This is a genomic window from uncultured Allobosea sp., assembly GCF_945957345.1.
Classification (GTDB): domain Bacteria; phylum Pseudomonadota; class Alphaproteobacteria; order Rhizobiales; family Beijerinckiaceae; genus Allobosea.
On record NZ_CAMFKW010000038.1, the window covers coordinates 14,842 to 28,586 of the forward strand.

At 68.4% G+C, this 13,745-nt stretch carries 1 protein-coding gene (running past one end of the window); it reads left to right on the top strand.

Features of this window, described 5'->3' with window-relative positions; genetic code table 11:
• Positions 1-13,745 carry the beginning of an S-layer family protein gene (locus tag Q0Q36_RS18005; protein WP_293800004.1) on the top strand. 23,227 nt of this gene lie beyond the right edge of the window, so 13,745 of the gene's 36,972 nt are visible here — the first part of the coding sequence; it begins with the start codon at positions 1-3; its stop codon lies beyond the right edge, outside the window.

Genomic DNA, 13,745 nt, shown 5'->3' on the forward strand with positions numbered 1-13,745 from the left:
ATGGCGTTTCCCTTCGAATCCAAGGGTTTCTTCGGGGCGTTGTTCCGGCGCAGCGAGCGTCGGCGCGAAGGCGTCGCCGCAGCCCGCCCGCGTGCGGCGCGACCCTCCAAGCGCGAGCTTGTCGCCAAACTGAAGGCGAAGGCGGAGCGCGCCTTCAACCGCGACAGGCTGATCTTTGACCCGCTCGAGCCGCGCGTCCTGCTCAACTCCGACATCACGATCAACATCGGCAGCGATACGACGGCGATCGCCGGCGAACATCAGCTGCTGGTGCGCGTGATCGATACGGTCAAGACCGTCTCGAACCAGTCCGTCAGCGTCGAGCGAATCCAGATCCTCGACCTGAACCAGGCGGGCACCAACGGCGACCCCGGCAAGGTCCTGGCTTTCGGGGACATCGGCGAGATCAATTCCGTCACCATTGCCGGCTCGAGCGACAAGGACGTCATCCGGGTCGATACCGCCTCGTTCGACAATTTCCAGAAATACGCCTCCGGGGCGTCTCTGCCCAGCTTCTCCTTCACAGGCGCGGGCGGCAGCGACACGCTGGCGCTCGATACCGGCGCATCCGCCAAATGGGCGCTGAGCGGAACCGATCAGGGTACGTTGAGCGCTGGCAAGTTCGCCGCCAGCTTCAGCGGCATGGAGACGCTCAAGGGCGCGAGCGGCAGCGCGAACACGGTCAGCTTCGGCGCGAATGCGAGCCTGAGCGGCAGCTTCGGCGGCGCCATCGGCGGCCTGACGCTGGATCTCTCGGCGGCGCTAGGCTCGTCCTCCGACACGACGCTGAGCCAGATTGGCTCCGTCTACAAGGTCGGCACCACGGGCGGGAGCGGCAACGGCTTCGTCAGCTTCACAGCGCCGAGCGCCAATCTGGGCGTCGTGCTGGGTGCCGGGGCGGACACCTTCCGCCTCGCGAGCTTGCCGCCCTCCGTCGCGCTTTCGGTTTCGGGCGGGGACGGCGACGACAGTCTGATCTTCGGCACCACCGGTCCTGTCGCCGGCAATGTCGATGTCTCCTTCGCCGGCGGGGCCGGCGTGAACACGGTCGATGCGGGCGTTGCGGGCGTTACCGCTTCGGGAAGCCTGCGGATCGCGGCCGATGCCGGGGTCGACACGGACCTTGTCGATCAGAGCCATGCTCTGTCGAGCAGCGTCGATGCGCGCATGGCCTTCAGCCTGGCTCAGGGAGCGGTGATCAGCGGCACGTCCGTCAACATCGCGATCAGCAGCACGATCGGCGTCAACGCCGGCGCGACGGATACGGTCCCGGCCCTGGCCTCGACCGTCGCGGTCACGGCCAACGGGGTCGCGACCGCCTCGCTCGCAGGCATCGTCACGGCGACCAGTGGCGCGGCCGACATCACGACGCATGTCGGCGAGACGGTGAGCCTGCTCTCCGACAAGTCGCCGCAGCTCAAATCCGTCACGACGACGCTGACGAACACCTCGACGATCACGGTCGCGTCCACCGGCCGGATCAACGGCGGCACGGTGAAGCTCGCCGCCGACACCGCCGTCGACGTGTCCGTCAAGGAGCTCGGCCTCGTGCTTCCCGGCGTCGGCACGCTGACCAATGCCGGCAGCTCCACCGCCGATCAGGTCAAGGCCGTCGCGAAGGGCGAGGCTTCGCTTTACGACGTGATCACGCCGACGATCCAGGCGGTGACGGGCGCCTTCAAGACGACCGCGACGACCGTGACCAACGTCACCCGCGTCGATGTCGACCCCTCTGCACGCATCGTTCAGGCTCTGCCGAACGGAGCCGCGGCTCCGACGGGCGCCTCGGTCGAGCTCTCGGCGAAGGATGCCACCAGCGTCGCCACCCGCCTGATCGCGACCGACGACAGCAACATTCCCGTCCTCAGCGACCTGCTGAACTTCTTTGCCCTGACCGGCAAGACCAATGTCACGCGCACCACGGCAGTTGTCGTCGGCGTGCCGGTCGCGGGCACGCTGCCTGCCAACGCCCCGGCGGCAACCGACCCGAAGGTCGTCGTCTCCGATGGCGCGCTGAGCCTGAGCGCGCGCAACAGCGGCACGATCTCGACCATCGTCGGCGCCTCGACGCCCGGCACCGTCACCGCGAATGGTACGACGACGGCCGTCGCGGGCGATGGCGAGAGCAACGGCTCGATGGCCACGCCGCTCAAGGCCGGTGCCGTTACCAACACGGTCGCAGATACCGCTACGGTGCAGATCCGTGGCGTCGCGCTCGCGGCTGCCTCTGTCGCGGCCAGTGCCGCCAACACCACCGAGGTCGACGGCGCGGCGATCGATGCGCGTAACCTGCTCACCGGCAGCACTTCGGCTCTCGCCGACACCGCCCGCATCACCGCCGCCGGAACGATCGCCTTCGTCGCCGTCGACGCGACGGCGGCCTCGGCGACCGGGCTGCCGCTCGACACCGATTCCTATGTCGAGGGCGTCGATTCCGGCAGCACCGGGCAACTCGGCGTCGGCCGCGCCGCGGCGATCAATACGGCGGAGCGCAACATCTCGGCCGGCATCCGCAACGCGACCGTCGCGGGTGACGGCGGCGTCTCGGTCCTCGCCCAGAATTCGCTGACGCTGACGGCTTCGGCAGAGGCTTCGGCGGTCGCCACCAAGGTCGGCGTCGCCGGTTCGCTTGTCGCCAACATCGTTCTCGGCAGCACCACCGCGGTGGTGGATGGCTCGACGCTGAGCGCCACCCAGGGCGGCGGCACGACGCTGACCGCCGGCCGTGCGGGCGATATCTCGGTCACCGTCATCGACCTGTCCGCCATCGACGCCCGCGCCCGCGCCTCCGCCAGCGGCGCTTCGGACAAGGGCGCGACAGCCATCGGCGGCGCGGCCGCCTTCAACGTGATCGGCTACAAGGCCGACAACACGGTGACCGGCGCATTGGCCGAAAAGCTCGTCGGCAGCGCGCTCGACGCCTTCCTCGGCACCAGCTTCTTCGCCGTCTCCGCCGCGCAGCAGATCGTCGCGCGGGTGATCGGCTCCAATGCCAGGGCCGATGGCGCGGTCAGCGTCGTCGCCTCCAGCGCCGGCACGGTAAACGCCACCGTTTCCAGTGCGGTCACGACCTCGAGCCCCGAGAAATCGGCTGAGGACAAGGCCAAGGCCGATCTCAAGCGCGGCATCCTCAATACCGGCCTGCAGGCTGCGGGATTGGCCCAGCGCAAGGATCCGTCCGCCGGCAGCGGCGGTACGGCGAGCGCTTCCAGCCGCAGCATCGGCGGCGTGCTCTCCGCCAACCGCATGGGCCGCACGGCCCTCGCCGAAATCTCAGCCTCGACGATCGTCAACGGTGGTGCCCTTTCCGTCCATGCGGACGACGTGGCCACCATCAACGCCAATGTGAAGCTCGTCGCTTCCAGCGAGGCGGTCAGCGATGGCGGCCTGCCTCAGGCCTCGTCGAACAAGTCTTCCGATTTCAAGATCACTGCCGGTGCCGTCGCCATCAAGCTCGGCCAGCGCGTGCTGCTCGATTTCCCCGGCGCGATCCTGAGCTCGCCCGATCCGGTGAAGCCCGGCGCCGACGCGGCCGTCGATCCCGCCGATCCCGCGGCCCCTCCGGCAACGCCGCCCGCGCCGACGCTGACGCGCGTTGTCCAGCCCGGCAACGTCGTGCTTCTGCAGGCCGGCTATCCGGCCACGAAGGGCGAGGCCGGCGCCTATTACCGCTATCTCGGCACGGCCGCTTCGGCGCCGCTGAACCTCGCCACGACCGATTACACCGACACGACAACATGGGCGAAGATCGGCCAGAAGGGCGCGCTCTTCGCCTATATGGGCACTGACAGCACCGCCGATCCGGCGACCAAGGTCGATCTCAAGACCGCGAATTATGCCGATCGCGATCTCTGGCGCCCCGTCAATGACGCGGAGACAGTTCAGAAGAAGGCAACCGGCTCGGGTGCGACCTCCGTCGGCGGCATGGTGGTGCGCAACGAGATCGCCGGTGGCGCGACGGCGCAGATCGTCGCGGCCAGCAGCCTTACATCCGGCAGTGTCGACGTCGCGGCCAATCGGAGCGCGACAATCACCGCCAATGCCGAGGCGACCGTCACGGCCGTCGCGACGCTGAAGGACAAAGCTGACGCCGGCGACACCACGGAAAGCACGCCCGGCACGACCTCCGCCTTCGACAAGGCGCAAACCTCGAACGCCACCGCGCTGGCGATCAATGCGGTCATCGCCTCGAACACGGTCAATGCCGTGGCGACGGCGACGATCGACTCCAGCAGCGTCACCACCACGGGCGACGACGGCGCCGTCAGCGTCAAGGCGACGACGGCCGGCTCGATCTCGGCGACGATCGCGGCGCAGATCGACGCTGCCGCGACCGGGCCGACGGGGTCCGGCACGGGCGGCAGCTCCGGCACCATCAACCCGCCGCAGACGACGGCGCGCGCGGCCGGCATCCAGCTCGCCTTCAACGCGATCGGCTACCAGAGCAGCAATCTCGCCTTCGATACGCTGAACGCGGTCATCGGCACCAATCTGGGCAGCGGCAGTCCGGCGCAGGCGAGCGCCTCCATCATCAATTCGGCCGTCACCGCGACGGGCCTCGTTTCGGTTTCTGCCGAATCCTCGGGCGCGATCTCGGCCGAACTCGGCAACGAGGTCTCGGCGACGGCCCAAGGCGCCAGCGCCTCCGCCCTCGCTGTCTCCGGCCTCGTCGCGATGAACCGCGTCAGCGGCGCAGCTGCGGCCGTGGTCGATGGCGGCGTGAACGGCACGACGGTTCAGGGCAGCGGGCTTTCGGTCTCGGCCAAGGACAGCGTCTCGATCGACGCCAGCACCACGGTCGGTGCCAGCGCCAAGGCGGTGAAGACCGGCTCGGTGACGGGTGCGGTCAAGACCGCAGACCAACTGCTCAGCGAATACGACTACACGACGGCCTCGGGCACGCGCGACGTCGCCTTCGGCCAGAAAATCCGCCTCAGCGACAGCTGGACGCCGACGGGGGCCGGCGCGGGCGAGAAGGGCGCCGTCTATCAGTATATGGGCGGTACGCCGATCACCGGCGCCGTTCTCGGCGATACCACCCGCAATTTCGGCGACTTCTCGCTGTGGAAGAAGCTGGACGCGACCAACATCGTGCCTGGCGGGACGACGGGCTCGCAGCCGAAGGCCGGCAAGATCGATTCCACCGGCCTCGGCGCGATCTTCGCGCGCAATAACGTGCAGGGTCAGGCGCAGGCGCTCGTCCGCAACGTTCATATCGTGGCGACCGGTTCGGACGTCGTCGTCAAGGCGGAGTCCGGCGCCAAGATCGCCGCGACCGACGCCAGCACCATCGAAGGCGGCAAGGGCTTCGGCGGTATCGTCGTCACCAATTCGGTGCTGAACGGGGCCCGGGCCTCGATCTCGGGGAGCGCCGTCGATGGCGGCGACGCCACGACGCCGACCGGCGGGATCGTCTCGGTCCAGGCCCTGAACAACGGCGAGATCGAAGCGAGCGCCATCGGCTCGGTCGCCGGCGAAACGGCCGCGATCGGCGTCGTCATGGCCTTCAACAGCGTCGGCTATGTGCCGCAGAACCCGCTGTTCAACGCCATCGACGCCATCGTCGGCGATCCGCTGATCTCGACCGCGATGAGCGGCGAGCAGCCGGCGAACGCCACCGCCTTCATCACCGGCTCGACCGTGCGCGCCTTCGGCGACGTCTCCGTCTCGGCCGAGAACGCCGTGCAGATCACCTCGACGCTCGGCAACGAGGTCAAGCAGGAGACGGCGGAGGATTACGAGCACAGCGCCCAGACCGGCGCGCGCGGCATCTCGGCCGGCGCGCTGCTGGCCTCCAACAAGGTCTCCGGGCGCGCCGAGGCCTATATCGGCAATCCGGACCCGACCGCGACTCCGGTTGCCACCCAGGCGACGGTGAGGTCCGATGGCGGCAGCATCGCGGTCAGCGCCACCAACCAGGCCGGCGTTACCGCCACCAGCACGCTGATCAGCGCCTCGGCGGTCGACGGCACGGTCGCGGCCATCGCCAAGATCGCGGAGACGCGTGCTCTCAACTCCTACGACTACACGACGAAATCAGGCTCGCAGCAGCTTCTGACCGGCGATCGCGTCCGGCTCGCGAGCGACTACAGCACCGGCAACGTCAAGGGCGTCAACGGGCAGGTCTATGTCTATGTCGGCGCCAAGACGACGACTGCTGTCGACCTCGGCACGGCCGACTATACCGACCGGACGAAGTGGCTGAGCCTCGCCGAGGGCGTCACCGTCACGACCGTCCCCAGCAAGGCGACGGACACAGCCGGCACCACGCAGGCCGCCGATGAGACCACGACCGTCAGCAAGGACGCGACGGCCGGGACAACGACGACCGTCACGGTCAGCCGCCCGCGCTATTCCTCGCTCGACGGCTATCAATACATGCGGGTCGGCGAGAAGGTGCGCTTCTCGGTCAACGACAACGTCTCGACCGGCATCAAGGGCGCAGTCTATGTCTATCGCGGGCCCGACAATGCGAAGGTCACGCTGAAGGGCAACGACTACACCACGAGCGACTGGGTCAGTGAGCTCGCGATCGCGGCCGCGCCGCAGCTCGACAAGGTCGCGCCCGCTCCGGCGAGCACCACCGACGCGACCAAGACCGATTCCGGCGTCACGCCGTCCACCACCGAGGTCGGTGTTCCCGCGAGCACGGCGCCGACGCCGCCTCCGGCGTCCAAGGCCTTCGGCGGCCTGATCGTGATGAACGAGGTGACGGGTGGGGCGCTGGCGCGCATCACCGATGCCGTCGTGACGGCACAAGGCGATCTCTCCGTTCTGTCATCGGACAAGAGCGACATCGCGGCCAATGTCGTCAGCACCGTCGCCTCGTCGGGCGGCCAGGCTTTCCAGAACTCCGCCACGCCTTCCGCCGGTCAGCCGGCCCGCAATTCCTCGACGTTGATCGCCGCCAACGGCATCGCCGCGACAAACGTCGTGCGCGGCGGGGCGGAAGCCTCCATTCTGCGCTCGACCGCGACTGCGGCGAGCGGCTCGCTCACCGTCAGTGCCCAGAACGAGGCCGGTGTCGATGCCCGTATCCGCGCCTCCTCGACCACGACCGGCGGCGACGGCGGCGGTGTCTCCGGCGCGGTGACGCTTGCCTTCAACTCGGTCGGCTATGCGACGCAGAACCTGCTGTTCAACACCATCGACGCGCTGATCGGCTCTCCCGAGCTCGCCAACGCCTTCGGCGGCGAGGTCGGCTCTGGCGCCAAGGCCAGCATCGTCTCCTCGAAGGTTTCGGCCGGACTCGACCTCCTCGTCGTCGCCAAGGCGGCGACGAAGATCAACGCCACCGTCAGCAACGCCGCGCAGAGCGCGACCGACGCGCTGAAGGGCTCGGGCGGCAGCGGTTTCGGCGTCGTACTGGCTTCCAACAAGGTCAGCGGTAGCGCCGTCGCGACGATCGACAACAGCGGTCTTAGCGTCGATACGGTGAACGGCAGTGATGTCCTGCGCGCCGGCGGGGCGCTGTCGGTCAGCGCCGACAATGCCGCCTCGATCACTTCGAACGTGCAGATCGTCACCAGTTCGACCGTCACCAAGACCGATGGCGGGGCGCTGACCGATCAGAGCAAAATCAACAAGTTCCTGCCTTCGGACTTCTCGACCGATCCCAACGAGGTCCAGTCCCGCACCATCCAGGGTAATCTCGTCCGCAACCGCAAGGACCTGCTCCCGGCGGAGGTGACGGCGCTCGAGGACAAGCTCAACGCCCAGATCGCCAAGGCGAAGGAACTGGCCGCCGGTGCGTTCGAGCAGCTCGACAAGCTGGAGGCGCAGGCCAAGTCGCTCATTGACAAGCTGGCCAATCTCGATGCCACGGCGCTCGGGGCGCTCGACGGCGCGATTTCGGCTGCGATCGATGCGATTGCGGCCAAGATCGGAGCCGGCACCGAAAACCAGACGCTGAAGGCCGCGCTGACGCTCGCGAAAGGCAAGCTGGCCAGTGCCGCCACTACGGACGATGCCCAGAAGGCGCGTGCGGACGCGGTCTCCGGTCTGATCGAGGCCTCGCAGCTCGGGCTGCTGAAGGATGAAGCGCTGCGAGCCGGCACCGCCGCACAGCAGGCGCTCGGCAACCTGCTCGGTCAGGAACTCAGCGTCGAAGGGCTCAAGAAGGCGGCGCAGGAGCGCATCGACGGCATTGCCGCCGATCTCGACGCCTTCCTCGGCAAATTCGGCCTCAGCCTGTCCGATTTCGGCACCGATCTCGGTGCGACGGCTGCCGACAAGAAGACCGCGAACGTCCAGGATGTCGGCTTCGGCACGCGGGTGCGCATCGCGGACGGCTATGCCAAGCCGACCTATGACCTGGCCGGCGCCGCGAGCGCCTCGACGGTGTCGATCAAGACCGGCGACACGCTCGCGACCGCCGGCGGCCAGGTCTACAAATATGTCGGATCGGCTGGCCTGAAAGACGTGCTGCTCGGCGGCATCGACCTGACCACGACGACGGGCGGCACGGCCGACTGGGTCAAGATCGCCAACAGCGCGAGCGACTACAAGGCGGGCGACATCTACGTCTATATGGGCGGCTCGACCGCCTCGCTCGATCTCGCGGCGACCGACTTCACCGACAAGCTTCTGTGGAAGCGCTCGCTCGATTCCTCCTTCCTGCCGGACGATTTCAAGTTGCCGAGCACGGGCACGGGATCCGGTTCGAGCAGCAGCACGACCCCGTCCGCGCCCGCCGCCGCAACTCCCGCCAGCGAAGCGACGACGGCTCCGACGGGCGATCCCTCGGCGAACAACCCGGCCGCAACCACGCGCCCGCAAAGCGCGAATGCGCTTGCGATCGGCGGCCTCGTCGTCCTGAACTCCGTCCATGGCGACGCGAGCGCAACCGTCACCGGCGCGCGCATCGTCACGACGGGCGACATCCGCGTTTCGGCGACGGACGAGGCGACGATCACTGCGACGGCCGACAGCTCCGCCAAGGTGAAATCGGCGAGCTCCTACAAGCCGACCGGCGGACAGGCGGCCTCCAACACCACGCAGACCCGCAGTATCGCCATCGGCGGCATCATCGCCACCAATGCCGTGCTCGGCAACGCGACGGCGACCGTTTCCGGCAGCGCGCTGACCAGCGGGGGCTCCGTCTCCGTCGTCGCGACCGATACGTCGAGCATCGTGTCCTCGACCAAGACCGCGACTTCCAGCGACAACGGCGCGGTCGCCATCACGCTCGCCTTCAACACGGTGGGCTGGCGCGAGCAGAACGTGCTCTTCCGCGCGGTCGACACCATCACCGGCGATCCGGTCGTGGCGCAGGGCCAGAACCTAGACGACACGCCGTCGGGTGCGAGTGCCACGATCGTCGCGAGTTCGGTGGTTGCGGGCAACGCGCTGACGGTCCAGGCGACTTCTAACGCCTCGATCTCGGCGTCGCTGACCAACAAGGCCAGCGCCTCGAACGCGGTCTTGAAGGACGCCAGCACCTATGCGGTCGGCCTTGCGCTGTCGAGCAACATGGTCAATGCGCGCGCCTTCGCCGCGATCGACCAGACGACGTCGCCGAGCAAGACGATTTCCACCAGCGGCGCGCTGACCGTCAGCGCCACGAGCGCGGGCACGATTACGGCCGAGAACACGCTCTCTTCGCTGTCGAGCCTCGCCAAGCCGAGCCTACTCGAGGATTTCTCCAAGAAGATCCTCGGCAATTACAGCTTCACCACGGCGTCCGGGTCGCAGAGCGTCAAGTTCGGCGATGTCGTCTACACCAGGGTCAATGGCGTCGAGAAGCTCTACGTCTATTACGGCGCGACGAAGACAGCCGATCTCGGGGCCGAGACCTTCGATGCCGCGCATTCCTGGCGCGAGAACAATCTGCAGGAATTCGTCAAGTTCCTGCCGCCGGGCATCCTGAACCTCGGCCAGAACGCCGATACGTCGAGCTCCTCGACGTCCGTCCCATCGACGAATACGGGTACGGGTGGGAATACGGGCGGCACCGGCACCACCGGCTCCTCGTCCACCGCCGCCAAGCCCTATGCGACGGCGGTCAGCGGCATCCTCGTCCAGAACAACGTCCGCAGCTTCGCCGAAGCCGACCTGACGAAGGTGATCGTGACCAGTGCCGGCGACGTCACCGTCGCGGCGGCGCAAACCGGCACGATCAGCTCGACGATCACCAGCAAGGTCGAATCCAAGCTGCCACCCGGCAAGGAAGCCGGCAGCACCTCGCTGGCGCTCGGCGCCGTCATCGCCGGCAACACGGTGCTTGGTGGGGCGACCGCGAACGTCACCGGCTCCAAGCTCGGCGATGCCGCGGCCGCGACGCCGACCACGGTCGGCAACGTCTCGGTCAGTGCGACGAACACGGCCAGGATCAACGCCACCGTCGACAGCACGGTCGAGTCGAGCGGCACGTCGGTCGGCATCACGCTCGCCGCCAACAAGATCGGCTCGCCCTCGCAGAACTTCCTGCTCGACATGGTCGATGCGCTGGTCGGGACCGATCTCGCGACGATCATCCAGGGGCAGCAGCCTTTCGCAGCGCGCGCCCTGATCGACGCCACGCCGATCAACGCCACCGGTCTCGTATCGGTCACCGCGACCTCGCAGGCGACGATCGACGCCGAGATCGCCAATTCCGTGACCAGCGTCGGCGAGGCCACGACCAGCATCGGCGGCGTCAGCGCGCTGAACCTGATCAAGCTCGCCACAACGGCAGAGTTGTCGAACGCGGCGAGCGTCCATGCGGCCGGCGTCGCCATTTCCGCCGACAGCAGTTCCGCCATCACCGCCGATGTCAGCGCGCCGGTTATCGCCGTCGCCTATTTGCTGCCGAGCACGACCGGCACCGGGACGGGAAGCTCCGGTGGCACGGGCAATACCGGCAGCGGCGGCGCCAGCCAGACCAAGACCTCGGTCACCGTGGGCTTGAGCCTCGCGCGCAATACCATCGTCGACGGCGAACTCGCTGCCGGCATCGATGCGGTGACCGATCTCGACGCCGCCAGCGGCAACGTCTCGGTCAACGCCCGCAGCGGCGCGACGATCAAGGCCGAGACCTCCGCCTCCGCGATCTCGCTGATCATCAGCAAGGAGAAGAGCGATAATCTGAGCTTCGCCGGCGGCGGCGCGCTCGGTTTCAACACGATCCTCGGTGGCGTCGACGCGCATATCGCGGGCAGCAGCATCCGCGCGCACGGCACCGCTGTGGAGGATGCGCAGGGCAAGGGCGGCAGCGGCGCCATCGACATCAAGGCGGCCAACGCTTCGGTGATCGACGCCAAGACCGACGCCACGGCGGTCTCCGTCGCGATCGGCAAGGACGCGGCCTCGGCGGTCGCGATTGGCGTCACGCTCGCCTTCAACATGGTCGGCTTCTACGGAAGCGGCCTGCCGACCGGCAACGGCTTCGGCTCGGGCACGACCTCGACGCTGAATGTCGGCGCCAAGGTCACCAAGTCGAGCCTGCGCGCCGATCGTCGCGTCTCGGTCGGCGCCGAATCCGATGCCGAGATCACGGCCGAGATCGGCGCCACGGCCGTCGCGGTCGGTGCCTCCAGCGGCTCGGGCGGTTCCGGTAGTGGCAACACCTCCTTCACCGCCGCCGGCCTCTATGCCGGCAACAAGATCGCCACCGGCCTGACCGCGTTGATCGACGAGACCGGGCTGTCCAACGCTGTCGTCACGTCCGGCTCGGAGGGCGTCAGCGTCACTGCGCGGGACAAGGCGAGGATCGAGGCGCATGCGCGCGCGATCTCGGTCGCGGCGAACCTCACCGGCAAGTCGAGTGGCAGCAGCCAGAGCGTCGCTATTGGCGCGTCCGTCTCCAAGAACGACATCGCCAGCGATGTGACGGCAGCGATCCGCTCGACTTCCTCCGTCGCCGCCAGTGGCGCCGTCACCGTCTCGGCCTCGCGGGAGGCGAGCATCAAGGCGCAGACGATCGCGGCATCGGTCGGCGCGCAGATCAGCGGGCAGGGCCAGGGCGCGGCCGTCAGCGGCGGCGGTGCGCTTGCGTTCAACAGCATTACCGGCTCGACGATTGCCGAGATCACGGATTCACCGCTCGGCACCTCGGCCGGCAAGGTCGGCTCGGTGTCGGTCTCGGCGCAGGATCTCTCGTCGATCCAGGCGCTGACGGGCGGCCTCGCTTTCGCGGCCGGCATCGCGAGCAAGGATACTGCGGTCGGCGTCGCCATCGGCGTCTCGGTCTCGACCAACGAGGTCGGCACGGCCGATCAGGTTCGCGCTTCCGTGCTGAGAGGCTCGGTCTATGCCTCGGGCGCGGTCGCCGTGACGGCGAAGACCCAGCGGACCGTCGAAGCCCTGGTTCTCGCTGCTGCCATCGGCGTCTCCGCCAGCGGCACCGGCAGCGCGACCAGCGTCAGCCTGAGCGGCGCGGGGGCCGGCAACACGATCGGCGTCGCGACCGTTGCCGAAATCTCCGGCGCCGCGGCCGTGACGGGCTCCTCCGTCACGGTCGATGCCTCGAACAGCTCCGACATCACCGCCAATCTCGGAGCGCTGACGCTCTCCGTCGCGCTCGGCGAGCAGACAGCCGCCTCGGTCTCGATCGGCGCGACCGTCGCCGTCAACCGTATCACGGGTGCCGTCTCGGCGGGCATCACGAACGTTTCTTCGCTCGATGCGGGCACCGGTGCGGTCTCGGTCACTGCTGAAAGCTCCGGCAGCATCCACACCATTGCCGCCGCCGCCAGCATGGCGGCGGGCGTCAGCGCCTCCAGCAGCGGCGTCGGCGTCGCGGCGGCAGGAGCTGGAGCGGTCAACCTGATCGACTCGACGACCGCGGCAGCGATCTCCGCCTCCAGCCTCGACCATGCGGGCGACGTCACTGTGGGGGCGACCAGCACGCTCGACATCGACGCCGACATCGTCACCGCGGCGGCCTCGCTCGGGGCTTCCGGCAGCGCGTCCGCGGGAGCAGGTGCGCTCGGAATCGCCATCGCCTACAACCAGATCGGCGCCTGGACCGTATACGACGCCGCGAACAATCGTCTCTCCAACGCCCCGGTACAGGGCACGCGCGCCGGCGTCACCGCGACCCTGAGCGGCAGCCGCGTCAACGCGACGGGTGCTCTCTCCGTCACCGCGAGCTCGACCAACACGATCGACGCCACCATCGTTGCCGTCGCGGCCGGTCTCTCCGCCTCCAGCCAAAACGGCGTTGCCGTTGCGGCCGGCGGCACCTATGCGCAGAACATGATCGGCCTCGCCACGCAGGCGCTGGTCGACGGGGATGGCAGCGGAACTGCGCCCGGAATCCGTGCCGCGAGCGCGACGATCCGCGCGCAGGACAGCTCCGCCATCAAGGCGACCGCGCTCTCGGCGAGCCTGGCGGTCGGGCTCGGCGGGACGACGGGCGTCTCGGTCGCGATGGGCGTCAGCATCGCTCTGAACCAGATCGCCAACGACGTCTCGGCGAAGGTCGGCAACCTCGACCAGGGACTTAAGACCACGGGCGGCGATATCGTCGTCGCCGCCAAGTCCGCGGGCTCCATCGAGACGGTTGCGGCTTCCGCCGCGCTCAGCATCGGCGGCGGCGGCAGCAATGGTGTCGCCGTGGCCGGCGCGGGCGCCTTCGCCTCCAACGTCATCACCACCTCGACGCGCGCCACCACTAACGAGAGTGCGCTCGACAGCGCGGGCGCCGTATCGGTTACGGCCGAGGCTTCGGCCCTCATCAAGGCCGGCATCGTCGCGGCCTCGCTCGCCGCCGGCGTCGGCGGCTCGAACGGGGTCGGCGTCGGCATCGGCGCGGCCGGTGCCGA